At 33.4% G+C, this 23,990-nt stretch carries 24 protein-coding genes; 22 read left to right on the forward strand and 2 right to left on the reverse strand.

The window, feature by feature from the left end:
- Window positions 1-83: 83 nt before the first annotated feature.
- On the forward strand, window positions 84-560 hold the full coding sequence (locus ACFPTQ_RS04730; protein WP_379774492.1) for a hypothetical protein: 477 nt from the start codon (window positions 84-86) through the stop codon (window positions 558-560).
- Between the two features lies 1 nt (window position 561).
- Window positions 562-1,281, forward strand: coding sequence for a DUF4184 family protein (locus ACFPTQ_RS04735; RefSeq protein ID WP_379774495.1), 720 nt, complete (start codon window positions 562-564; stop codon window positions 1,279-1,281).
- Here ACFPTQ_RS04735 and ACFPTQ_RS04740 read toward each other — a convergent pair.
- Both ACFPTQ_RS04740 and ACFPTQ_RS04745 read right to left on the reverse strand, forming a co-directional pair.
- Entirely contained in the window at window positions 1,278-2,369 is a 1,092-nt protein-coding gene (locus ACFPTQ_RS04740; protein WP_379774498.1) for a glycosyltransferase family 2 protein, read from the reverse strand. The two genes, ACFPTQ_RS04735 and ACFPTQ_RS04740, sit on opposite strands and share 4 nt — an antisense overlap.
- Window positions 2,369-3,313 (reverse strand): hypothetical protein, encoded by a 945-nt coding sequence (locus tag ACFPTQ_RS04745; RefSeq protein WP_379774501.1) that lies wholly within the window; start codon window positions 3,311-3,313, stop codon window positions 2,369-2,371. Before ACFPTQ_RS04745 ends, ACFPTQ_RS04740 begins: the two co-directional genes overlap by 1 nt.
- Window positions 3,314-3,368: 55 nt before the next feature.
- Between ACFPTQ_RS04745 and ruvC the strand changes: the two genes are divergently transcribed.
- The 20 genes from ruvC (at window position 3,369) to ACFPTQ_RS04845 (ending at window position 23,712) form a co-directional block, all read left to right on the forward strand.
- Window positions 3,369-3,923: a crossover junction endodeoxyribonuclease RuvC gene (gene ruvC, locus ACFPTQ_RS04750; RefSeq protein ID WP_379774503.1), complete on the forward strand. Its 555-nt coding sequence runs from the start codon at window positions 3,369-3,371 to the stop codon at window positions 3,921-3,923.
- Between the two features lie 62 nt (window positions 3,924-3,985).
- Window positions 3,986-5,119 carry a radical SAM family heme chaperone HemW gene (hemW, locus tag ACFPTQ_RS04755; protein WP_379774505.1) on the forward strand — a complete coding sequence of 378 codons (1,134 nt, stop codon included), beginning with the start codon at window positions 3,986-3,988 and terminating at the stop codon, window positions 5,117-5,119.
- A gap of 95 nt (window positions 5,120-5,214) precedes the next feature.
- Window positions 5,215-5,964 carry a cyclase family protein gene (locus ACFPTQ_RS04760; protein ID WP_379774508.1) on the forward strand — a complete coding sequence of 250 codons (750 nt, stop codon included), beginning with the start codon at window positions 5,215-5,217 and terminating at the stop codon, window positions 5,962-5,964.
- On the forward strand, window positions 5,961-6,362 hold the full coding sequence (locus tag ACFPTQ_RS04765) for a GNAT family N-acetyltransferase (RefSeq protein WP_379774511.1): 402 nt from the start codon (window positions 5,961-5,963) through the stop codon (window positions 6,360-6,362). Before ACFPTQ_RS04760 ends, ACFPTQ_RS04765 begins: the two co-directional genes overlap by 4 nt.
- A complete protein-coding gene (locus ACFPTQ_RS04770) occupies window positions 6,359-6,715 on the forward strand; it encodes a DUF4260 domain-containing protein (RefSeq protein WP_379774513.1) in 357 nt (118 codons plus the stop codon). The genes ACFPTQ_RS04765 and ACFPTQ_RS04770 overlap by 4 nt, the downstream gene beginning before the upstream one ends.
- Entirely contained in the window at window positions 6,715-7,077 is a 363-nt protein-coding gene (locus ACFPTQ_RS04775) for an MmcQ/YjbR family DNA-binding protein (RefSeq protein ID WP_379774515.1), read from the forward strand. The genes ACFPTQ_RS04770 and ACFPTQ_RS04775 overlap by 1 nt, the downstream gene beginning before the upstream one ends.
- 109 nt (window positions 7,078-7,186) lie before the next feature.
- On the forward strand, window positions 7,187-8,194 hold the full coding sequence (locus tag ACFPTQ_RS04780) for a LacI family DNA-binding transcriptional regulator (RefSeq protein WP_379774518.1): 1,008 nt from the start codon (window positions 7,187-7,189) through the stop codon (window positions 8,192-8,194).
- Window positions 8,195-8,291: 97 nt separating this feature from the next.
- Complete coding sequence (locus tag ACFPTQ_RS04785; RefSeq protein WP_379774520.1) at window positions 8,292-9,434, forward strand: iron-containing alcohol dehydrogenase; 1,143 nt, start codon at window positions 8,292-8,294, stop codon at window positions 9,432-9,434.
- Between the two features lie 9 nt (window positions 9,435-9,443).
- Complete coding sequence (locus tag ACFPTQ_RS04790; protein WP_379774522.1) at window positions 9,444-10,373, forward strand: dihydrodipicolinate synthase family protein; 930 nt, start codon at window positions 9,444-9,446, stop codon at window positions 10,371-10,373.
- Window positions 10,373-11,416: a 4-hydroxythreonine-4-phosphate dehydrogenase PdxA gene (gene pdxA, locus ACFPTQ_RS04795; RefSeq protein ID WP_379774524.1), complete on the forward strand. Its 1,044-nt coding sequence runs from the start codon at window positions 10,373-10,375 to the stop codon at window positions 11,414-11,416. The genes ACFPTQ_RS04790 and pdxA overlap by 1 nt, the downstream gene beginning before the upstream one ends.
- Before the next feature lie 2 nt (window positions 11,417-11,418).
- A complete protein-coding gene (locus ACFPTQ_RS04800; protein WP_379774526.1) occupies window positions 11,419-12,570 on the forward strand; it encodes a four-carbon acid sugar kinase family protein in 1,152 nt (383 codons plus the stop codon).
- Window positions 12,571-12,581: 11 nt separating this feature from the next.
- On the forward strand, window positions 12,582-14,153 hold the full coding sequence (locus ACFPTQ_RS04805) for a sodium:solute symporter (RefSeq protein ID WP_379774529.1): 1,572 nt from the start codon (window positions 12,582-12,584) through the stop codon (window positions 14,151-14,153).
- 192 nt (window positions 14,154-14,345) lie between these two features.
- On the forward strand, window positions 14,346-14,759 hold the full coding sequence (locus tag ACFPTQ_RS04810) for a response regulator (protein ID WP_379774531.1): 414 nt from the start codon (window positions 14,346-14,348) through the stop codon (window positions 14,757-14,759).
- 13 nt (window positions 14,760-14,772) lie between these two features.
- Window positions 14,773-15,315 (forward strand): heme NO-binding domain-containing protein, encoded by a 543-nt coding sequence (locus ACFPTQ_RS04815; protein ID WP_379774534.1) that lies wholly within the window; start codon window positions 14,773-14,775, stop codon window positions 15,313-15,315.
- Between the two features lie 3 nt (window positions 15,316-15,318).
- A complete protein-coding gene (locus ACFPTQ_RS04820) occupies window positions 15,319-17,616 on the forward strand; it encodes a PAS domain S-box protein (RefSeq protein ID WP_379774537.1) in 2,298 nt (765 codons plus the stop codon).
- Window positions 17,616-18,749, forward strand: coding sequence for an FIST signal transduction protein (locus tag ACFPTQ_RS04825; protein WP_379774540.1), 1,134 nt, complete (start codon window positions 17,616-17,618; stop codon window positions 18,747-18,749). The genes ACFPTQ_RS04820 and ACFPTQ_RS04825 overlap by 1 nt, the downstream gene beginning before the upstream one ends.
- Window positions 18,749-19,786, forward strand: a complete 1,038-nt coding sequence (locus tag ACFPTQ_RS04830; RefSeq protein WP_379774542.1) for a sensor histidine kinase — start codon at window positions 18,749-18,751, stop codon at window positions 19,784-19,786. Before ACFPTQ_RS04825 ends, ACFPTQ_RS04830 begins: the two co-directional genes overlap by 1 nt.
- A complete protein-coding gene (locus ACFPTQ_RS04835) occupies window positions 19,773-20,090 on the forward strand; it encodes an Hpt domain-containing protein (protein WP_379774545.1) in 318 nt (105 codons plus the stop codon). Before ACFPTQ_RS04830 ends, ACFPTQ_RS04835 begins: the two co-directional genes overlap by 14 nt.
- Before the next feature lie 12 nt (window positions 20,091-20,102).
- Entirely contained in the window at window positions 20,103-20,819 is a 717-nt protein-coding gene (locus ACFPTQ_RS04840; RefSeq protein WP_379774548.1) for a LytR/AlgR family response regulator transcription factor, read from the forward strand.
- Between the two features lie 115 nt (window positions 20,820-20,934).
- Window positions 20,935-23,712 carry a T9SS type A sorting domain-containing protein gene (locus ACFPTQ_RS04845; protein ID WP_379774551.1) on the forward strand — a complete coding sequence of 926 codons (2,778 nt, stop codon included), beginning with the start codon at window positions 20,935-20,937 and terminating at the stop codon, window positions 23,710-23,712.
- Window positions 23,713-23,990 lie beyond the last annotated feature (278 nt).

The raw sequence follows: 23,990 nt of genomic DNA on the forward strand, positions 1-23,990 counted from the left end.
AGGAAGAATATTTGTTTTCCAAAACATCTCAAAAAAAATAATCGTATTTTTATAAAATATTGGTCAAATTCAAAAACAGAACCTTGAAGCACTATTACTTTTTTCTTGTCTTTATGATTTGTACTTCTTGTCAATATTTCGAGAAGCAAGTGCCGTCTGAGAAAGAATTATTGCAAAAGGAATTAAAAGCAATCAATTGGAAAGAGGTAGATGAATATCCTTCTTTTACTGATTGTGATAAATTGACGGATAAAAAACAACGCCAACAATGTTTTTTTGAATTTCTTAGTCAGTTAATCCAAGAAAAATTAGAAATAGATACGCTTTCTGTGCTATATCCAGAATTAGATACGATTGAGGTGAAAGTAACTGTTTTCCCTGATTCAAGAATGCAGTTTGAACCACATTTTCCTAAAGATTCAGTGGCTTATGATACCATAAAAATTGATAGTATTTTACATGCCCGTTTGGTGAATTTTCCAAAAGTAAATCCAGCACTCAAACAAGGAATTCCTGTAAAAACACAGTTCATTCTTCCAGTAATAATTAAGGTCGAGTAAGGTGCCATTTACTTTTTCACATCCGGCTATTGTACTTCCCTTTCTAAAAAGGAAATATTTTTCGGCTACCGCTCTAGTTGTGGGTACCATGTCTCCCGATTTAGAGTATTTTTTTCGAATGAAAATTCAAAGCGAAATCAGTCATACTTTTTTAGGGATATTTTTAGTTGATCTTCCTTTGGCTTTGATAATTGCATTTTTGTTTCATGGAATTATAAAAAAACCATTAATAGAGAATCTTCCTTTATTTTTTCAAAAAAGACTTGTTGTTTTAAAAAATTTTGATTGGAATTGCTACTTCAAAAATAATCTTCTCATTGTGTTTTTATCTTTTATTTTTGGAACAATGACACATATCTTCTGGGATTCTATGACGCATTGGGATGGTTATATAGTTCAACGAGTTTCTTTTTTTAATATGCAATTTATTGGTTTTCCTATTTATAAAATAGCACAACATTTGAGTTCTGTTGTAGGATTGTTAGTTATTAGTGTCTATTTTTTACGATTAACTGAGGTCAAACTAGATAGGCTTACAATTGATTGTAACTATTGGCTTGCTGTTCTTCTTTTTACAATAGGAATTCTAATAATTCGATTTTTACTTTGGGATGTATCTAATTATAATACGATTGGGAATCTAATTGTGAGTGTCATTTCTTCAGTTGTACTAGCAACTGCATTTGCAGGAATTCTTTTTAGGAACCAAAATAAGATTTAAAATCGTCTTCCTTTCCATTCGTATTTTCCAACTAGAGCGTACAATGCGACAGCAACACTAAAAAAAGGATAAAGTAATGCAGAAGTGACATAAGAAGTTGTTTTGCTTTTTAAAAAAGTATTTGTTTTGTGTATCAATACAAAGTCGATGTTGAGTTTGCATAAAAATACAAAACATAAAATATACGGATTACCAACTCCAAACAATAAACTCCAAACAACAAACAATAAACCTAAGTTTCCTCCAAAAACAATTAATCCTAACATTTTACCAAAAGTACTTTGATAAGAAGTAGTTTTAGAAGCCCAACGGACTCTTTGATAAAAAAGAGATTTCCAGTTATTCAAAGGTTTAGTGCTTACAATGAAATCTTCCGATTTTAAATAATGAACCTTATTAGGGAATTGTTGCATGGCTTTTTGTAATAAAAAAACATCATCGCCACTGGCAATTGTACCATTGCCTTCAAAACCATTTAATGAATGGAATAAGGATTTGGAATAAGCCAGATTCGCTCCGTTACACATAAAACCTTTCCCGATTCCAAAACTTCCAATGGTAGCACCTTGCAAACTAGCTAAGTCTAATTGTTGAAAATGATGTAAAAAAGATTCATTTACTAAATAGTTTACCGCTCCTGCAATCATGGAAACGTCATGGGTCTGAATATAATTGTCTAGGGTCAAAAGCCAATTTTTAGGTATTACACAATCGGCATCAGTGGTAATAACCCAGTCGGTTTTTATCTTTTGTATGGCAGTTGTAATAGCGTCTTTTTTGGGTGAATTGGAAGTTCGAATGTTGTCTATTATTGTTAGTTGGAATTTGGAATTTAAAATTTGGAATTTTTCTGTCGATTCATCATCAACCAATAGTACTTCGAATAAATCGAAAGGATAATTCATCTTTTCCAAACTCTCCAGTAAAACCGGAAGATTTTCGGCTTCGTTTCGGAAAGGAACAATGATTGTAAAGCTGGTTTTCGGTTTTAAATCAATGTGGTTGTTTTTTTTTATTTTGCTAAAACCATAAATCAAAAGCAATATAGCTGCAAAATAAAAGCTTAATATTACAATCAAAAGAATCATTAGGCAATAGTTTTAGTTTTAAAACCCAAAACATAATAACTTCCTATTACTACTGGGATTACCACATTCAAAAACCACATTAGGGTAGAGATAAAAACCACGATCCATTCGTTTACGCCCAAAATTCCAAAGAAATAAATCGCTACACTTCCTTTTACAGCGAAATCCAAAAACTGGAAAGTAGGCAAAGAAGAAGCCAGGAAATAAACGCTCGAAATAGCAGCCATTAATGTTAAATATGGTAAATGAACATCAAAAGCTAAAAATAGAAAATAGTATTGGTGCGAAAAAACAAGATAACGACAAATACCCAATGCGATATTTCGTCGATGAATGCTTTTAGGAATCTCGTTAATTTTATGGATGAGTTTTTCGATAGAATAGCCTTTGATAGCGATTTTTTTTATCGAAAAAAGCAATACAATTATACCGATTAAAATCCCAAAAAGTAGTAAAACCGTTTTTGGAGTGATAATATTGAAAAGCGAATTGAAATATAGTAATCCAAAAAATCCAAAAACAACAGTGAGTACCATTTGGATTCCGTTGCAAATTAGGTTTAGAAAGACTACTTTTTTAGCTTCCGATTTTTTGAAAAATAAGGCTTTGCCTGCGTATTCACCCACGCCGTTTGGAGTAAAAAGTCCCGCAGTTAAAGCGGCTAGTACTTGTTGAGTGGATTCGGATAGCGTGATTTTTCGAATGTGTTGAGCGAGATTTTGCCATTTCAAAATTTCAAAATAACGATTCAAGACACTCAAAGACAAAATAAACACAATACCAGAAACTGATTGGTTTTTGCGAAATAAAACCATGAATTTTTGCCAATCAAGCTGGTCGTTATTCGCTAGTTGGTTGTAAATAAAATAGAATGCGCCAGCAACAATCAAAATTTTGATTAGAAGTACTAGGAATTGCTTAGTTTTGTGAGGTATTGAAATCATTGGTGCAAAGAAACGAAATCTTTGAAGTTTGTACTTTAAACTATAAATAAATCTTTTGGCAAGCGAACGTATCATATTAGGAATTGACCCGGGAACCACCATTATGGGGTTTGGTTTGATTCGTGTTATTAATAAAAAAATGGAGTTCGTTCAGCTTAACGAATTGCAATTGTCTAAATACGACAATCATTATCAGAAACTCAGAATCATATTTGAGCGCACTATCGAGTTAATTGATACGCATTGTCCGGACGAAATTGCCATTGAAGCACCTTTCTTTGGAAAAAATGTACAATCGATGTTAAAATTAGGGCGAGCCCAAGGTGTAGCAATGGCGGCGGGGCTTTCTCGTGGAATTCCTATTACGGAGTACGAGCCTAAGAAAATTAAAATGGCCATTACCGGAAATGGAAATGCCAGTAAAGAACAGGTGGCTAAAATGCTGCAACAACTTTTAGACTTGAAAGAATTGCCTAAAAATCTCGATTCTACCGATGGTTTGGCTGCTGCGGTTTGTCATTTTTTCAATTCCGGAAAAGTGGTGGCGGGTAAAAGTTATTCTGGTTGGGATGCTTTTGTAAAACAAAATGAAGAAAGAATAAAAAAATAGTGTTCAGTGTTCAGTTTTCAGTAATAGTACTGTAAACTGCGACGGGACTGTAAACTAATAAAATGAGCGGCATCTACATTCATATCCCTTTTTGCAAGCAGGCTTGCCATTATTGCGACTTTCATTTTTCGACTTCAATGAAGAAGAAAGACGAAATGGTTTTGGCTTTGGTCAAAGAAATCCAACTTCGAAAGGAAGAGTTCAAAGAAGAGGTAGTTGAAACGATTTATTTTGGAGGAGGAACGCCAAGTAGATTGCTGATTGAAGATATACAATTGCAGATTGCAGCAATTTATGAAAATTATAAAGTAGTTGAAAATCCTGAAATTACTTTAGAAGCTAATCCCGACGATTTATCGGAAGACTATTTGATTAATTTGAAACAAATAGGAATCAATCGACTTTCAATTGGAATTCAGTCTTTTTTTGAAGAGGATTTGCAAATGATGAATCGGGCGCATAATTCGGAAGAAGCAAAGAAATGCCTGGAAACGGCAACAAAATATTTTGATAATATCTCACTGGATTTGATTTATGGTATTCCGGGGATGAGCAATGACAAGTGGAAACAGAATATTGAAACGGCTTTAAGTTTTAATATTCCGCATATTTCCAGTTATGCTTTGACGGTGGAGCCTAAAACCGCTTTGAACAAATTGATTCAAACTGGAAAAATAGCAGAACCTAAAGATGATGTCGCATCGGAACATTTTATGATTTTGGTAGAAACGCTCGAGGCAAATGGTTTTGTGCATTATGAATTGTCGAATTTTGGAAGACCCGACTATTTTTCTAAAAACAATTCGGCCTATTGGTTAGGGAAAAAATACATTGGAATAGGACCTTCGGCTCATAGTTATGACGGAATTTCCAGAAGTTGGAACATTGCTAATAATCTTTTGTATTTAAAATCGATTCAGGAAAATAAATTACCAAACGAAATGGAGATCTTATCGGTTGCCGACCGTTACAATGAGTATATTATGACTGGACTGCGAACGATTTGGGGTGTTTCTTTGGATCGAATTCAGGCGGAATTTGGTCAGAAATATTTGGATTATTTACTGAAACAGGGACAAAAATTCATTGATGACGAATTACTTTTTATAAAAGGTAACATTCTGAAGCCTACTTCTAAAGGAAAGTTTTTAGCGGATGGTATTGCTTCTGATCTTTTTTGGGTAAATTTGGAATAAAAGTTTAACCGCAAAGTTTAATAAGTTTCACGCTAAGTTCTTAAAGCTTTGCGAACTTTGCTTAATCCTTTGCGTTCCTTGCGGTAAAAAAAACTATGATAGCAACAATTAATAATTTCCAAATCGATTTATCAAAACCCATTGATATTTCTATTCCGTTGACTAACACGGATGCGAATCCGATTGCCTGGTATTTGGAGAAGCCTGAAATAAGTCCTGTAGTTTTTGGTGATTGGACAGGAAGTGTGAAAGCGGGTGCTTCGACCAATTTTAATACCATTGTATTCAATCCGCATGCACATGGAACCCATACCGAATGCCTTGGGCATATTACCAAAGATTTTTACAGTATCAATCAGTGTCTGAAGCAGTTTTTCTTTTTGGTTGAATTGATTTCTGTAGAACCTGAAGTGCAAGGAGAAGATTTGGTTATTAACAAAAGCCAACTCGAGGAACTTTTGAAGGAAAAAAATACTGAAGCTTTAATCATTCGTACTTTGCCAAACTTGGAATCTAAAACACATAAAAACTATTCCAATACCAATCCTCCGTACCTATCGGAAGAGGCGGCACAGTTCATTTGCGAAAGCGGAATTAAACACTTATTAATCGATTTGCCAAGTGTAGATAAAGAACATGACGAAGGTAAATTGGTTTCACACAAAGCTTTTTGGAATGTTAAAGATATCAATCAGCTCAATACTGATGCGCGTTTGGATGCGACTATTACGGAAATGATATATGTTCCGGATGCAATAAAAGACGGAAGTTATTTGTTGAATTTGCAAATCGCTTCATTTGAAAATGATGCCAGTCCGAGTAAACCCGTTTTGTACAAAATATGATAACAGTATCAACAGATAAAAGTCAATTGGATATTATTTTTATTCATAATTTCACTAAAGCTATTTATTGGGCAGCACCACGAACTATTGAAGAAGTGCAGACTTGTATTGATAGTTCCTTTTGTTTTGGGATTTACTTAAACGAAAAGCAAATAGGTTTTGCTCGTGTCATAACCGATTATGTGGTGTTTGCTTATTTGATGGATGTTTTTATTGATGAAAACCACCGGGGAAATGGATATTCGTCCATTTTGATTGAGGCAATGATGAAAGAACCTGTACTTAGTAAAGTAAAAATATGGCGATTAGCGACTACCGATGCGCATTTTTTGTATCGTAAATTTGGATTTAATTCGTTGGCTCATCCTGAAAAATTAATGGAAAAAGTTGTATTATGAAATTAGTACTTAAATTTGAAGAATTAGGATTATTGGTTTTAGGGATTTATCTTTTTAATCTTTTGGATTATCAATGGTGGTGGTTTTTAGTTTTGATTTTAACTCCTGATTTTTCAATGATTGGTTATCTTTTTGGAAATAAAACAGGTGCAATTTGTTATAATTTGTACCATCATAAAGCAATTGCAATTTTAATGTATTTAGTTGGAATTTACTTTGGTCAAGAAATATTGCAATTGGCAGGAGTAATTTTATTTTCACATTCCTCATTAGATAGATTGATGGGGTATGGGCTTAAGTACGAAAGTGGATTTAAAGACACCCATTTGGGGAAAATTGGAAAAAACGAATAATGAATTTAGAAGAATTTTACGAATATTGTCTTTCTAAAAAGGGAGTTACGGAGCATTTTCCTTTTGATCAGGATACTTTAGTTTTTAAGGTGGGAGGGAAGATGTTTGCGCTTTCTTCTTTGAAACAATGGGAATTAGGAAAGCCATCTGTTAATTTAAAATGTGAGCCAGAATTGGCTAAAGAATGGCGATTGCAATTTGATGCTATTCAACCCGGTTTTCACATGAATAAAAACCATTGGAATACTGTTGAAATTAATACAGGTCTTTCAGATCATTTTCTAAAAGAAATGATTGATGGTTCCTATGGATTGGTTTTGAATAGATTAACTAAAAAGATGCAGCAAGAACTATTAGGCTAATCTTACTTTTTTTGAACTTTTCTCAAATTAAAAAAACAAAAGTGTATAAAATTTGTTTTTTATAATTTATATTATCATATTTGTCTTGTAAACGTTTACATTTATCAAGTTGTCAAATTTAAAAGCAGTTGCGGAGCATTCAAAGGTGTCTATAGCCACAGTATCTAGGGTTATTAATAATGATCCTAAGGTAAGTAAAGAAACTGTGCTTAAAGTTCAGGCTTCTATTAAAGCATTAGACTATAAACCGAATCGTGTTGCACAAAGATTAAGAAGTTCTAATAGTAAAACAAAATTATTAGGCTTGATTATTCCAGATATTCAAAATCCATTTTTTGTTGACGTGGTAAGAGGTGTAGAAGATTATGCTTATCGAAACAACTTTGCCGTTATGATTGGTAATTTTGGTCAGGATGAGAAAAAAGAAAAATTGTATTTGGATATTTTTCAATCGGAGAACATTGATGGTTTAATTGTTGCTCCTATTCATGGAAAAGATAAGGGAATTGAAAATTTAGTAAAAAACGGAATTCCTGTTGTTTGTATTGATAGAGGTTTGACGGATATTGAAGTTGATATTGTAAAGGTTGATAATGAATTAGGTGCCTTTAATGCGGTTGATCATTTGTTGAGTATTGGACATCGTAGAATTGCATTTATTTCGGGAAATTTTAAAATTCCAACTTATACTGGGCGTTTAGAAGGTTACAAGAAGGCATTGCGTAAATATGGAATTCCATTTGATGAAAAATTGGTTTTTGCAAAAAACGCCGATTATAAGAGTGGATTTGATTTGGCAAATTTAATTTTAGAGTTAGAAGAAAGGCCAACAGCAGTTTTTTCGGGAAATAATCTGTTGACTTTAGGGGCGCTTGAAGCCATTCATGGTAAAAACATTAAAATTCCTGAAGAAATTTCAATTATAGGTTTTGATGATATGCCATGGTCTATCTCTTTAAATCCGCCTTTAACTGCAGTGCGTCAGCCAGGTTTTGATATGGGACGAAAAGCTGCTGAAATGTTATATGAAAGAATTGCTCATCCTAGCAAAAAGAATGAGAGTGTTATTCTTGATACTGAATTAATGATAAGAAAGTCTACTACTCGTTTGGAGTAGTTTTTTTTAGTTAAAAAATGTAAACGTTTACATTTTGATTTGAGTTTGTTTTTTTACTAGAATGTTACTCAATAGAAATAGATGATAAAATAATAGAATGAAAGAAATTGTAATTTTAAATCCTAATCGTGTTGTTTTCGGAGAGGGAAGTATGCAGCGATTTGTGGATGATTTTCTTGAAAAAGGTTTTAAAAGATTGTTCTTGTTGAGCATTGCTGAGCTTAGCACGGCTTTGGTACCTTTTTTAGAGAAATTAAAATCACAAGGGGTTGAAATTGAAGTTGATGAATCGATAGTGGGCGAACCCACTTTTGAGGATTTTAATAAAGTCTTGCTCAAGGCAAAAGCTTTTGAAGCGGATAGTGTTGTGGGTATTGGAGGTGGAAGTGTTTTGGATGTGGCCAAATTAGTGGCAGCTCAGTTAAAAAATTCGCAAACTTTAGATGAAATTAAAGGAATAGGGAATCTTAAAGAAAGACAAATTTATGTGGCTTGTATTCCTACTACTTCTGGAACCGGAAGTGAGGTGTCACCCAATGCTATTTTTGTTAATGAATTTGGAGAGAAAGTAGGGATTATTAGTCCGTATTTAGTGCCTGATGCCGCTTATATTGATCCGGTGCTTACGGTTTCTTTGCCCAAAAGTATTACGGCAGCAACAGGGATTGATGCCTTAACGCATTGTTTAGAAGCTTATACCAATAAATATGCACATCCTTTTGTGGATTTGTACGCTTTAGAAGGGGTGCGATTGATTGCTAAATATTTAAAAAGAGCATGTGATAATGGCGCCGATTTAGAAGCCAGAGCGCATGTAGCTTTAGGAAGTATGTATGGCGGAATGTGCCTTGGGCCTGTAAATACGGCTGCGGTTCATGCTTTATCGTATCCTTTGGGCGTAGAATATCATATTCCGCATGGATTATCAAATGCATTGTTACTACCTTATGTAATGGAATACAATATCGAAGTAGATGCTACAAAATACGAAAGAATTGCAGAGGTCTTGGGTGCCGAGAAAAAAGAAACGGCAAGAGAGACTGCTTTAGAAGGAGTACGAATTATGAAACAGTTAATTGCTGATTGTGGATTGCCAACAACTTTGGGTGAAGCTGGAGTAAAGAAAGAATCTATCGGGCTTTTAGCTGAAGGAGCTATTAAAGTACAACGTTTGTTGAAAAATAATATAAGAGAAATTGCTGTAGAAGATGCAGTTGCCATCTATCAATCGGCTTTTTAGTGAAATAAGATGAAAAATATAAAAAAATATAATGGAGTAGTAGTGCCTATGGTAACGCCATTTCGTGCTGATTTAAGTATTGATTTGGATGCGGTTGCTGTTTTGGTGAATCATTTAATAGATGGAGGTTGTCATCCTTTTGTTTTGGGTACAACTGGCGAATCGAGTTCGATTTCCTTAGAAAGCAAAGTGGTTTTGGTTAAAAAAACAGTAGAAGTAGCCAAAGGTAAAGCGATGATTTATGCTGGAATTTCTGGTAACTGTTTTCAGGAATCCTTAGATCATGCTAAATTATACACGGATTTAGGAGTAGATGTTTTAGTAGCTCATGTGCCTTATTATTATCCATTGAATCAAAATCATATTTTAAATTATTTCCTGCAATTAGCTTCGGCTGTCACATTGCCATTGATTGTTTATAATATGCCAATGACAACCAATATGTCTATTGATTTAGATATTGCTGACGAATTGAGTAAGCACCCCAATATTGTAGGTTATAAAGAATCGGAAAGAGGGGAAGAACGAATGACCAAAGCAATAAGATTATGGAAAGATCGTGAAGATTTCTCTTATTTGCTTGGTTGGGCAGCCAAATCTTTTGAAGGAATGCAATTGGGCGCTGACGGATTGGTGCCAAGTACAGGAAATTTGACACCGGAATTATATAGCACTATTTACAATGCGGTTCTTACCGGTGATAAAGTTTCTGCACAAAAAGCTCAGCAAAAAAGCGATGCAATTTCTAAGATTTATCAGGAAAATCAAGTATTGGTTAATGCCATTCCAATTTTGAAATGTTTATTAGCTAACTATAATCTTTGTTCAAATGAAGTATTGTTGCCAATGATTAAGGTAAGTGAAGCAGATGAGAAAATAGCATTGGAAAAAATAAATAAATACGGAACTAATTTAGAAAGTCTAAACACTTTGCAATAATGGAAAATAGAAAGCCAATTTTAGGAATTACAATGGGTGATCCTGCAAGTATAGGACCTGAAGTAGCTGTAAAATCTTTATTAAATCCTAAAGTATATGAAGTATGCAATCCTATTTTAGTAGGGGAAGCTGATGTTTTTGAACAAGCTATTGGGTTTTGTGGATTGGATTTGAAAGTAAATCGTATTTCAAAAATTGCTGATGCCCAATTTGAAAAAGGCATTATTGATGTTTTTGATTTAAATTATATGAATATCGCCGATTTGAAGATGGGCGAAATTACAGCCGAAGCTGGTGATGTATCTTTTAGAACGGTAGTAAAAAATATCGAATTGGCTTTAGCCGGAGAAATTGACGGAACAGTTACAGGTCCCATCAACAAAGAATCGATTCAAAAAGCAGGTCATGTTTTTGCGGGGCATACCGAAATTTATGCACACTATACCAATACCAAAAAGTACGGAATGTTATTGGTAGAAGAAAACTTAAGAGTAATCCACGTTTCTACTCATGTTTCTTTAAGACAGGCTTGTGATTTGGTAAAAAAGGACCGAATTCTGGATACGATTTCGCTTATCGATGATGCTTGTAAAAAACTGGGTGTTGCTAATCCTAAAATTGGAGTTGCAGGATTAAATCCGCATGCTAGTGACGGAGGTCTTTTTGGTTGGGAAGAAGAACAGGAAATTTTACCCGCAGTGAATGAAGCATTAAAACGAGGTTATAATGTGGAAGGTCCTATTCCTGCCGATACTTTGTTCCCAAAGGCAATTGGTGGTGTTTATGATGGTTGTGTAGCCATGTACCACGATCAGGGGCATATTCCTTTTAAAGCGGTTGGTTTTAATTGGGATGAGTCAAAAGGACAAATGAAGAGTGTAAGAGGAGTAAATATTACATTGGGATTACCTATTATTAGAACTTCTGTAGATCACGGAACGGCTATGGAAATTGCAGGTCGAGGCATTGCCAGTCCAGATGCGATGGTATTAGCCATTGAATATGCAGCTAGATTGCATAAAAATAAACAAGAAAACAAATAGCGATGATTGCGGTTATATCAGATGATTTTACAGGGGCTGCCGAAATAGGCGGAATTGCACTTCGTAACGGATTTAGCGTTACGATAGATACCTCTGTAAATACTGATTACGACTGTGATGTTCTGGTAATCGCAACAAATACAAGGTCTCTGAGCAAAATGGAAGCTCAAAAACAAATTAGAGAAGTAACAGAAGAATTACTTAAATTACATCCCGATTTTATATACAAAAAAACAGATTCATTATTGAGAGGGAAAATTGGAGAGGAGTTGGACGTTCAATTGACTGTTTCGGGAAAGAAAAAGGTGTTATTAGTTCCAGCTAATCCAGCAATGAATCGCACCATTGTGGATGGTATTTACTATATCAACAAGGTTCCTTTAATGGAAACTAATTTTTTTGGTGACGATTTTGATAAGGGAACGACTTCAAATGTTTTGGATATGATTGGAGCCGCTTACCGAGACCAATCGTTCTCTATTTCTTTAGGCCAAAAAATTCCCCAAACAGGTTTTATTATTGGCAATACACCTACAAATGAAGATTTGATGGGTTGGGCCAATATGATAGACGAAAGTATGTTGCCTGCTGGTGGAGCAAGCTTTTTTAATGCTATTTTAAGCAAAATAAAAGCAGATAAGTCGAATGCTTCAAAAGTATTAGAATTTGGTAAAAAAGCGTTGTATATCTGTGGAAGTAATCATTTGCCAAGTAGAGAAATCGTTCGAAAAGTAAAAGAAAGTGACAACGGTGTTTTATATATGCCCAAAGACATTTTTTGTAATGAAAATTATGAAGCGATTATTCAGGAATGGGTAGTGGCTATTATTCTTGCGATTGAAAAAGAAGATAAGGTAATTATTGCTATTGATACATTAGAATGTGATGAAGTTGATAATTTACCATGTTTAATAAAAGACGTTTTTGCAATTGTAGTAAAAAGAGTGCTTGAAAAAGTAAATTTGGATGAATTGCTGATTGAAGGAGGAGCAACAGCATATGCCATTATTGAGCATTTAGAATATAAAAAGTTTTACCCTGAGCAGGAATTAGCCCAAGGTGTAATAAGAATGAAAATTGACCAAGTAAACCAAATGTATTTAACCCTAAAACCAGGAAGTTATCAGTGGACTGAGTCTGTCTGGAAATTTTAATTTTATAAATTATGAATGAATCCTCTTTACATTTTATTGATTATTTTATTATAATTCTTTCTCTAGTTGTTACATTCTTATTTGGTGTCATTTTTTCTAAAAAGCAAACCAGTACCGAACAGTATTTTGCTGCTGGAGGAGATATTCCTGCTTGGGCAATTGGGATGTCCATTTTTGCGACCCTAATTAGTAGTGTTACTTTTTTGGCCTATCCAGGTGAAGGTTATAAATCCAATTGGATTCTTCTTATTCAAGGATTTATGGTTCCAGTGGTGTTGCTTTTTTCTATTCGGTTTATTGTGCCTTTGTATCGCAATGTTATCGGTCTAAGTGCTTATGAATATTTCGAAAAGCGATTTGGATATCTGGCTCGTGTATACGGTTCCTTAGGATTTATTTTTGCTCATTTTTCTAAAATGGGTTCCATATTATTTCTTTTAGCCTTAGCCTTATCTTCTATGACAGGAGTAGATCCATTAGTGATTATTTGGGTCATCGGAATTGCTATTGTTTTTATTACGCTTTTTGGAGGTATGGAGGCTGTAATTTGGTTAGATGTTATTCAGGGTTTTTTATTAATTCTAGGCGGATTATTAGCGATTACAGTCATTATTCTCAAAACGGATGGAGGATTGGGAGCCATTGTTACTTATGCAGTGGATCATGATAAAATTGGTTTCGGACCTTACAATTTTGATTTTGTCAATCTTACTTTTTGGGTTATGATGATTAATGGTATTTTTTATGCCATTCAAAAATATGGTGCTGATCAAACTATTGTACAGCGTTATTTAACGGCTAAAACCGATAAAGATGCCATTAGGGCTTCGATTATGGGGATAGCGATTACAGTGCCAGTATGGGTTGGATTTATGTTTATTGGTACTGCTTTATTTTCATTTTATGCTTTAAATTCTCATTTAACTTTGCCCGAAGGGATTAAGTCCGATGCGGTATTTCCTTATTTTATAACTTCTCAATTGCCGCCTGGATTAATTGGTTTGATTTTGTCAGCATTAATTGCAGCAGCGATTTCTAGTTTAGATGCCGATTTGAATTGTTTAGCCGCTGTAGGGGTTGATGATTATTATAAAAGATTACATCCCAATAGTTCAGGAAAACAACAACTTCGTATGGGGAAAATTTTAGTAGTCGTAGCTGGATTGGCTGCTATTATGGTAGCTACAATTTACGTGTATTCTGGTGAAAATGAAGGTATTTTGTCTACTGTTTTTATGTTGTATGCTATTTTTTCTGGAGGGATTGCAGGGATGCTTTTGTTGGGACTTTTTGTAAATCGGGCTAATAAACAAGGTTTGAATATTGGTATTATTGCTTGTGTACTCTTTACGGCTTATGCATTGTTAACTTCAACATCAACTGGATCTGGTCAAGGCAAGCATTTGATTTTAGATTTAGGAGCTTATAATTTTACGCATCATAAATACATGCTTGGAGTTTACAGTCATTTTGTTTTGTTTTTTGTGGGATGGATAGCTAGTTATTTTTACCCTAAAGTAACTGTTCCTAATAATCTAACATATTATGGTTATTTAGAAAAAAAGAGACAAGGATTAATTTAAAATAGTACTCTACATTATAAAAAAACCTTAGTTGATATTATAGAAGCAAGTAAGGTTTTTTTATTTGATTACAAAATCATTCGTCTACACTTTTTTCCCATTCGTCGACATTAAATCTTGAGCTTAACGAAAAACAAAATGGATTTTAGGATTATTAGAATACTTTAGTGTCAAATTTTAAATCCAACTAAAATGTCTAGATCTCTAAATATTCTTCTTATTGAAGATGACGCCATAGAAGTAATGAAATTCAACAGAGTAGTAAGTACTTTGGAATCGAATCATAAGGTTATAGAAGCAAATAATGGAGAAGTAGCCTTAGAAATATTGAAAGTTAAAGAAGTGATTCCAGATGTAATTATCTTAGATTTGAATATGCCTAAAATAAACGGTATTGAATTTTTACAAATTCTTAAAAATGATAATTACTTAAAATATATTCCAGCAGTTGTTTTAACGACGTCTAATAATCATGCAGATGTACTAGAATGTTACAAAATAGGTATAGCGGGATATGTTTTAAAGCCATTAAGATATGAAGACTATTCCAATAGAATTAAAAGAATGCTAGATTATTGGAGTGTAAATGAATTAATTTCTCAATAATAGAGACAGGCTTATGTATGGTGTAGTTAATAAATCCATCGAAGATTTGGTTGTAGCCAATTTTGGGAAAGATAAGTGGGAATCCATTAAATCACGTAGTGGAGTCGATATTGATTTTTTTATAAGTAGTGAACCTTACGATGATGAAATAACCTTTAAAATCGCTCAAGCGGTTTCCGAAGAAATGCAAATTTCCTTAGAAAATGTCTTAGTGACTTTTGGAGAATGGTGGGTTATCAAAACAACTTCAGAAAAATATCCTGGATTAATGAACTCAGGAGGTGCAAATTTGAAAGAATTTTTAGTAAATTTACCAGTATTCCATAATAGAGTGATGTTAATTTATCCTAAATTGACACCTCCAGAATTCAAAGTAAGCCACATAGAAGAGCGAAGTGTTTGTTTACATTATCATTCTAAGCGTGAAGGTTTGCAAGAATTTGTTAGAGGGCTTATTCAAGGTTTAGGAAAATTATACGGTACTCCAGTCGAAGTTGAATTAATTCAAAGTCGCGATGATGGAAGCTCACACGAAATTTTTAAAATAAGTTGGTAAATTATGAATAAATTAGAATTTAATATAGGAGAATCCAGTTTTAATAAATTGTTTCCTTTTTTTATTCTGATTGATTCCTCTCTGGCCATTCAAGGTATTGGAAAAAGCTTGTCTAAGATTGCCCCTCAAATTCAATTATTAGATTCTTTTGATCGCTTTTTTAAAATCGAAAGACCTTTTTTAGAAACCATAACCTTCAACAGTCTACTTGAAAATCAAAATCAATTAATCATTGTTAAGCTCAAAGATGATGAGATTGTTTTAAGAGGACAATTTGAATTGTTAGATTCATGTTTGCTATTTGTAGGTACTCCTTGGTTTGTATCTATGGAACAAGTTTTAGAGTGCAATCTAACTATGCACGATTTTGCTTTAAACGATCCATTGATAGATTTACTTCATGTTTTGAATAATCAAAAAATTACGACTCAGGAATTGAACGAGTCTTTGATTACTATAAATGAGCAAAAAAATAAGCTTAAAAAAGATAAAGAAGAATTAAATCGGCTTTCGTTGGTTGCCAGTGCCAATGAAAACGGGGTACTTCTCACCAAATCCGATGGTACGATTTTTTGGTGTAATGAATCCTTTTTAGAATTAACGGGATTTTCAGAAGAAGAGATTATTGGTAAAACACCTATAGAGGTAGGCCGCAATCCGTACACCGATAAAGAAACGCTAAAAAAAATGGCGAATCTATTTTTTAATGGTGAAATTTTTGATTTAGAAATAATCCACGGAAAAAAAGACGGTAGCTACTTTTGGACTAAAACAAAAGGGCAGCCTATTTTTAATGATAAAGGAGAGGTAACACAATATTTTGCCATCATAGAAGACATTTCTATCAAGAAAAAGTACGAAGAGAGCTTAGAAAAAGAAAAGGAAAAATACAGCAATATCATTGCTAATATGAATTTAGGCTTGATAGAAGTTGATAAAGAAGAGAATATCATTTTTGCCAATAACAGCTTTGCTCAATTGAGCGGTTATTCCATCGATGAATTAATAGGTAAGCATGCTCCAGATATACTGGTCTTAGATAAAGACAAAGAAAAACTGCGTGAAAAATTAAAAAAGCGAAATAATGGGATTTCGGATTCTTACGAAATAGACATTATCAACAAAAAAGGAGAGAAAAGACATCTTTTAATTAGTGGTGCTCCTAATTATGATATTAATGGTGAGGTGAATGGTTCCATAGGGATTCATCTCGATATTACGGAACAGAAAAAGCAAGAGGAACAACTCTATTTACTTTCGCTAATAGCTGAAAAAAATATTAATTCGGTAATCATTTCCGATAGTGAAGGAAGAATAGAATGGGTAAATAGTAGCTTTACTATAATGACGGGTTATTCTAAACATGAATTGATAGGAAAAAAACCAGGTTCCTTTTTGCAAGGCCCTGATACAAATCCTGATACAATTCAATACTTAAGAAATCAAATTGCAAATGGCTTACCGTTTAACTGCGAAATAGTTAATTATTCAAAATCAGGAAACAAGTATTGGGTAAGCATTCAAGGGCAAGCACTCTACAATAAAAACAATGAAATTGTAAAGTATTTTGCCATTGAAGAAAACATTACCAATAAAAAAATTCTGGAAAGCCAACGGGAACAATTAATGGAAAGTTTAGCCGTTAGCAACAAAGAATTAGAAGACTACGCTCATATTGTTTCTCATGATTTAAAATCACCTTTACGAAGTATTCACTCTTTAGTTTCTTGGATTAAAGAAGACAATGATAAAGAATTTTCACCCCAAACATTGAGTTATTTTTCAATGATAGAAAATAAGGTTGAAAAAATGGATCACTTAATCGAAGGAATATTGACCTATGCTAAAATTGATAAAATAAACCTAACTCAGGAAAAAGTAAATGTCCATGAAATAGTGCAAAACATCATCAATATCATCCATATTCCTAAAAACGCTAAAGTTTTAATTAAGGGGGAATTGCCAGTAGTAAAAGGAGATCGTTTTAGAATGCAACAATTATTTCAAAATTTAATTAGTAACGCACTCAATCATAACGATAAAGAAAATGGTCTAGTTGAAATAGATTGTACTAAAACCGATAAAGAATTTATATTTTCGGTTAAAGATAATGGTCCGGGTATTTCAAAAGAAGATCAAGGTAAAATCTTTAATATTTTCCAATCATTAGCAAATAATGATAAATCAACAGGTTTAGGTTTGTCGATTGTTAAGAAAATTATTGAAAGTTACCGAGGTGAAATATGGGTGGAAAGCGAATTAACAAAGGGAACCACTTTTTTTATAAAATTAAATAGCTAATGGAAATCGTACAAGCATTTATAAATGAAGAGAAACAATGGACTTATCTTCAAGACAAAAAAGAGTTAAATAACCCATTAGTATTACTATTTGGAAATAGATTACTCTTAGAAAATGAATCGATATTGGAGGAAATTCGAAAAGAATTTCCGTACGAACATCTTGTTTTTGGTTCTAGTTCGGGAGAGATTATGGGTAAAAATGTTATCGATAATTCGGTTTCCATCACGGCTATCGAGTTTGCTAACACTACATTTATTGTGCAAACCGAAAATATTTTAGACCATAATAAAAATGCTGACGGACTAGGAGCTGTTTTGTATCAAAAAATGCCAAAAGAAGGTTTGAAACATTTATTTGTGTTATCCGAAGGTAGTTTTGTAAATGGAAGTTCTTTGATCAAAGGTTTAGAAAAAGATATTGAAGGAACAGTATCAATTACGGGCGGAATGTGTGGTGATGATGCCCGATTTGAAAAAACCATCGCCTCATATAAAGAAAATCCTAAAGAGGGCGAAGTAGTCTTAATAGGTTTATATGGACCAACACTCGAAGTGTCTTTTGCTAATTTTGGTGGTTGGATTCCTTTTGGTCCCGAACGCATTATTACAAAATCGGAAGGGAATATTTTATATGAAATAGACGAACAACCAGCTTTGAATTTGTATAAAAATTATTTAGGTGATAAAGCGAATGAATTGCCGCAAGCCTCCTTATTGTATCCATTAAACGTGACTCCTCAAGGAAAGAAAGAACCTGTGGTACGAACCATTTTAGGAATTGATAATGAAACCCAATCCATGGTTCTCGCTGGAGATGTGCCTACTGGTTCTTTTGTTCAATTGATGATGGCCTCAGTTGATGGCATTGCCGATGGAGCACAAAAAGCAGCAGAAATTGCAATGGAGAAAAGAGAAAAAGCGCCACAACTGGCTATTTTAGTGAGTTGTATCGGTAGAAAATTAGTAATGAATCAAAGGGTAGAAGAAGAGATAGAACAAGTGAAAGAAGTTATTGGTAATGATGTCAAGGTAACTGGGTTTTATTCTTATGGAGAAATGGCACCTTTTAACGGAGAAGCTTCCTGTGAACTTCACAATCAAACGATGACATTAACTTTAATAAGCGAATAATGAATTCCCTTTTAAAAAGACAATTAGCAAAGCATTTAAAAAACGGACCAAACGATTTGGACGTTTTATTGAATGCTATTGATGCTTCTTATCAAAATTATGAAACACAAATTGACTTATTACAGCGTGCCATGAAAATAAGTTCGGATGAACTTTTTGCTGCTAATAAAAAATTAAGGGAAGAAGCACAGAGTTTGAAAGAAGTAAATAAAAACTTAGAGGCAATTTTAGATTCGATGAATTTAGCTGCGCTTAAATTTACTGATGAAAAAGATTTTAATCCCATTGAACAATTAAAGAATCAAGCTTTAGAAATAGTAAATATAAATAAGCAAAGAGAAGAGTTGTTGCGAAGTTTAGAACTACAAAATCAAGAGCTTAACGAATATGCTCATGTGGTTTCTCATGACTTGAAAGCACCACTTCGTAATATAGATACTTTAATAAACTGGGTCATCGAAGATAACAAAGAACATATTGACAAAGGAAGCTTGCAATCTTTAAATCAAGTATTGTTTAATGTCGAAAAAATGGATTTGCTTATTAAAGGAATACTCGATTATTCTACAATAGGTAAATTGGAGTCAGAAAACAGGATTATCGATTTTGATTATTTATTGGATGAGGTCAAGCGAATGATTTTTATTCCTAAAAACACTAAGGTCGAAATAGTTACAGATTTGCCCAAAGTTTATGGCAATAGCTCCAGATTTAAACAAGTGTTTCAAAATTTAATTCAAAATGCCATCAATCACAATGATAAAGAAGAAGCTTTAATAGAAATTGGAGCCGTGGAAAGAGACAAAGAATTTGAGTTTTTTGTCAAAGACAATGGGAAAGGAATTGCAAATGCGTACCACAATAAAATTTTTAAAATCTTTACTAAACTAGAAAGTAATTCGTCCTCCTCTGGTATCGGTTTGTCCATCGTAAAAAAGATTATCGATTTTTACAAAGGCAGAATTTGGTTAGAAAGTCAGGAGAATGTAGGGACTACTTTTTATTTTACAATACCAAAGAATAATGGAACAGCCTAATCTAAGTTATATCAATGAATTATCAGGAGATAATATTGATTTCAAAAATAGAATTATTAGCATCTTAAAAAAGGAACTTCCTGAGGAAATCAGTTTGTATAATACCCATAAAAGTCAGTCTAATTTTGCTCAATTGTACCAATCGGTGCACAAATTAAAACATAAAATAACAGTTTTAGGTTTAGAAAAAAGTTACTATCTTGCTGAAAAATACGAATCTAATTTAAAGAATAATTCTATAGAATTACAAGCTGATTTTGAGAATGTTTTAAAGCAAATGCAGGATTATGTAAAGCTACTATAACTTCTAAAGCCTATGAATTGCATTATAATTGACGATGAAGAAATGGCAAGAGCAATTATTGCTCAATTTATTTCACAACATACCGATTTAGTAATTGCTAATGAGTTTTCTAATGCAATAGGCGCTATCAAGTATTTGAATCAAAATGAAATCGATTTGATTTTTCTCGATATTCATATGCCAGATTTTACGGGTTTTGATTTCATACAAACCATCAAAAATCCACCCAAGATTATCTTAGTGACCTCGGATAAGAATTTTGCTATTGAAGCCTTTGAATACGAGTGTATCGTAGATTATCTTGTAAAACCAATTACTCAAGACCGATTTTTAAAAGCAATACAAAAAGCCAATGCTGTAAAATTAGAATCAGCTCCTAAAGAGGTCAAAGAAACTAAAACGAAAGAAGAGGACAACAAGAATGAGTTCTATGTTAATATTGATAGACGCTTAATCAAAATTGAAATTCCTCTGGTTACTATAGTCGAAGCCAAAGGAGATTATATCCACATAAAAACAGAGAACAAGAATTATATTGTACATTCTACCCTAAAGAAAATCGAAGACAAATTACCAACGGATTTGTTTTTAAAAGTACATCGTTCTTTTATTATCAATACCAAGAAAATTATTGACATCGAAGACAATAGCGTTTTGATAGGTAAAGATGTAATTCCAGTTAGTCGCTCTAATAGACCTGAATTGATGAAACGATTAAATCTTTTATAAAATCATTCATCTCTATATTTATACCATTCGTCTACACTTAATTTAAGCTAAACGAAAACAAAAAAATAGCCTGATTTCTCCCACTATTTTTGTTTCATAATAAAAACATATAGTGATGAAAAAGTGCTATTTTTTTGTAGGTGTTGTTTTTGTATTCCTTTTTATCCAAATGGGATATAGTCAAACAACTGCCAATGTTGGGCAAGCTAATGCGGTATGGATTCCATTAATGAAGGGAGATAAGTTTGATCCAAATGATGATCAGCAATCTGTTGCAGATACTGATTTTGTAGGGAACGCAACTTATGCGATGGTTGAAACGCAAAAACAAACCTTGTCTTTCACTGACGGAATAACAGACGATGTGTATTTTTTTAGAGTGCGAATGGGACAAAGTTTTCCTTCTACCTCATTTTATCTAGGCATTGATGTAACTGGGGATCGTATAGCCGACCTTTTTGTTGAAGCCAATAATAAAAGCCAAACACCTTATGTTTCTTTTCATAAAAGAGATTATTCTAAAACAGGACTTACGCCATCGCAAACCGCTTGGTTAAACGGAACTAAAAATAATGAGCTTTTTTTAAGCGGAAGAAATGCACACATCAGTACCTATAGCGCTCAAACAGATATTGATGGAGGAAATAGTGGAGTAGATTTTTGGATTGAATTTGGTTTTACCGAAGAAAGTCTAAAAGCCTATGTTCTTGCTAATTTTGGAGTTCAAATTACAGGAGATTCTGCCATTGCTTTGTATGGTTTTACATCTACAAGTCAAACTTCAAATGGAGATATTGCGGGTGTAAACGATACTGAACCAGGTGTTTTAGATAAAACTTGGGAAGAATTAGGCGTAATCATTAATGGAACTTTAAACAATATTGCTTCTGGGGAAATTTTGACTCCTACAGTAACGGCTCAAACGACTAGCAATACTTCGCCTACTATTACTGGAACTTGGGGAGGATCAATGTTAGGCGACGATTCTTTAATCGTTACTGTAAATGGAATAAGCTATTCTCAGGAAATTTACACGAACAATACCGATTGGAGTTTAACTATTTTATATCCTGAATTAACTCCTGGAACTTATGATGTAACTGCTACAGTAACCAGAAAATCAAACAATGCGACAAAAACAGATACTACTTCTTCAGAATTAACCATCCTATCGGCAGAAACGACTACTACAGTAAGTTCAGGAAATGATGGAGGTTTAGAAAGTAATGGAGATTTAGCTTCCTTAATCGCACAACGAAATTTCAACAGAATTAAAAATAACAATTATGCTAATAAAAAAGCATTGCAAAAAAAATATAGCGCCAAATCATCAACAGCGAAACTAACCAATGCAACAGTCGATTTTTCTTCGTTACTACCATCTTCGGCTTTATTAGGTACAGAAACAGCTTATGTATCAAGTCCAACCGATTTAATAGGTATAACGAATGCGCAACAAGTATACGCAGTAGATTACTATCAAGGTGAAAAACGTGTTGCTGCAGTATTAGCTACTAAAACAGCAACGTCTATTTACGGACATTCAAAAGCTATTTGTGATCGATTGAATGATTCCTCATTAGAAGATATTGTAACAATCAACCTAAATGGCTACGCTGTTATTTTAGTAAAAATCAAGAGAGCCAATGGTTTTGTAGAATATGCTTTGAATTTTTCTATCCAACAATTGGAAACCGAAAACGTATTGCACAGCTATTGGAATATCGATCAATATCCTACAGGTGATTACATTAATTTTCAAGTTTGGGGTGCCTCTACAAGTCAAGTTAGTTTTATTGCTAATGCGATCATCACCAAATTCAAAGCTTTAGGTCCATTATCTAAAAGAGTAGTAGAAAATAGAATTCCTACTGTCTTTGTAAAAAAAGGATATTATAAAAATGGACAATTGCATTTGACAATTATCAACAAAGCCAGAGCGTTTCATTTGGATTTTCAAGGCAATAAAAAAGCAACCGAATTAACCGCTTCAAATTATATAGCGCAAAACATCAGTTTATCGGCAGCTTATGAACAAGAAATTCAATTGGATTTAGGAGGCATCTTTGATATTGGATTTGCAATAAAAGGAGATACCTCTAAACAGTTGGATGCCCTTTATCTAGCCGATGGACCTTGGGGAATAGATTATGTACAAACAGAAACAGCCATTGCTTCTTTTGACATTGAGAAAAAATCCGAAATCAGTATTATCGAAAGTGATTATGCGGTAGAACGAAACGCTAAGGTTTCAGGAAAGGTATTCGGTACCATGAATTTGTTTAGAAATATTTTGCCAGGAGAGTTGGTTTTTGATGCTCAATCGTATGCTGCCTTAGGATTTCAAATCCAAAATTCAGTAAAAGTAGAAGTTATTCTTGTAACCGAGAACACTTCGGATTGGAACAATAGATTGCGTTTTCAGTTGCCTGTAAATAGTGCTAATACATCAGTTGTTATTCCTTTCGGGAAATTCACAAATCCAAAGGGAGAAAGTTATAAAAACGAAAAAATCAAAGGTATTGTGTTTTCAGTACAAGGAGATTACAAAACATTTCAAGATTTTGAAGTAGCGATTTCTCAATTGAGCTTTAAAAAAACAGCCGTATTAGAAATGCCAACCTCTAATCAAATAGTCACCACAAAACTCTACAATTACCCTAATCCTTGTTCGAATGAAACAACTTTAGTACTACCTGAAGCGGTACAAAAAGCAACAGTGGCTATTGTGGATGTATTAGGTAAAACAATTCAAACAGGAACCTATAATAATAATGAAGAAACCAATGAAATCGCCGTAAATCTAGATCGTGTAATCAGTGGAATCTACTTTTTTGTAGTAACTACTGAAGGAAATAAACAATTTAAAACCAAGTTTTTGGTAAAACAATAACCTACTAAAATTCAAGAAATCATGATAGATAATAAAAAAATAGGATTAGTTGCTGGAAAGTTTGATGCTTTAGATTCTAACTCAATTGCTTTTTTAGAAGCAGCAAAAAAACAATGCGATAATTTAATTGTAGCCTTATATGTGCAAGCTGAATTAGAGGATACACCAGAATCGTATTCGCAAAATTTAACAGAACGTTATATTAAACTAAGAAATTTGGACTGTGTTAATTCTGTAATTCCATTTGTAACAGAACAAGGATTACATACCATTTTACA

This window comes from Flavobacterium sp. GCM10022190 (assembly GCF_042656445.1).
GTDB lineage: Bacteria > Bacteroidota > Bacteroidia > Flavobacteriales > Flavobacteriaceae > Flavobacterium > Flavobacterium nitratireducens.

Bases quoted from the DNA above. Each gene is read 5' to 3' on its own strand.
- ACFPTQ_RS04785 (WP_379774520.1), top strand. From the start codon at position 8,292: ATGAAAGAAATTGTAATTTTAAATCCTAATCGTGTTGTTTTCGGAGAG.
- ACFPTQ_RS04820 (WP_379774537.1), top strand. From the start codon at position 15,319: ATGAATAAATTAGAATTTAATATAGGAGAATCCAGTTTTAATAAATTG.
- ACFPTQ_RS04815 (WP_379774534.1), top strand. From the start codon at position 14,773: ATGTATGGTGTAGTTAATAAATCCATCGAAGATTTGGTTGTAGCCAAT.
- pdxA (WP_379774524.1), top strand. From the start codon at position 10,373: ATGGAAAATAGAAAGCCAATTTTAGGAATTACAATGGGTGATCCTGCA.
- ACFPTQ_RS04800 (WP_379774526.1), top strand. From the start codon at position 11,419: ATGATTGCGGTTATATCAGATGATTTTACAGGGGCTGCCGAAATAGGC.
- ACFPTQ_RS04805 (WP_379774529.1), top strand. From the start codon at position 12,582: ATGAATGAATCCTCTTTACATTTTATTGATTATTTTATTATAATTCTT.
- ACFPTQ_RS04760 (WP_379774508.1), top strand. From the start codon at position 5,215: ATGATAGCAACAATTAATAATTTCCAAATCGATTTATCAAAACCCATT.
- ACFPTQ_RS04840 (WP_379774548.1), top strand. From the start codon at position 20,103: ATGAATTGCATTATAATTGACGATGAAGAAATGGCAAGAGCAATTATT.
- ACFPTQ_RS04740 (WP_379774498.1), bottom strand. From the start codon at position 2,369: ATGATTCTTTTGATTGTAATATTAAGCTTTTATTTTGCAGCTATATTG.
- ACFPTQ_RS04845 (WP_379774551.1), top strand. From the start codon at position 20,935: ATGAAAAAGTGCTATTTTTTTGTAGGTGTTGTTTTTGTATTCCTTTTT.
- hemW (WP_379774505.1), top strand. From the start codon at position 3,986: ATGAGCGGCATCTACATTCATATCCCTTTTTGCAAGCAGGCTTGCCAT.
- ACFPTQ_RS04835 (WP_379774545.1), top strand. From the start codon at position 19,773: ATGGAACAGCCTAATCTAAGTTATATCAATGAATTATCAGGAGATAAT.
- ACFPTQ_RS04810 (WP_379774531.1), top strand. From the start codon at position 14,346: ATGTCTAGATCTCTAAATATTCTTCTTATTGAAGATGACGCCATAGAA.
- ACFPTQ_RS04790 (WP_379774522.1), top strand. From the start codon at position 9,444: ATGAAAAATATAAAAAAATATAATGGAGTAGTAGTGCCTATGGTAACG.
- ACFPTQ_RS04765 (WP_379774511.1), top strand. From the start codon at position 5,961: ATGATAACAGTATCAACAGATAAAAGTCAATTGGATATTATTTTTATT.
- ACFPTQ_RS04830 (WP_379774542.1), top strand. From the start codon at position 18,749: ATGAATTCCCTTTTAAAAAGACAATTAGCAAAGCATTTAAAAAACGGA.
- ACFPTQ_RS04770 (WP_379774513.1), top strand. From the start codon at position 6,359: ATGAAATTAGTACTTAAATTTGAAGAATTAGGATTATTGGTTTTAGGG.
- ACFPTQ_RS04745 (WP_379774501.1), bottom strand. From the start codon at position 3,313: ATGATTTCAATACCTCACAAAACTAAGCAATTCCTAGTACTTCTAATC.
- ACFPTQ_RS04775 (WP_379774515.1), top strand. From the start codon at position 6,715: ATGAATTTAGAAGAATTTTACGAATATTGTCTTTCTAAAAAGGGAGTT.
- ACFPTQ_RS04825 (WP_379774540.1), top strand. From the start codon at position 17,616: ATGGAAATCGTACAAGCATTTATAAATGAAGAGAAACAATGGACTTAT.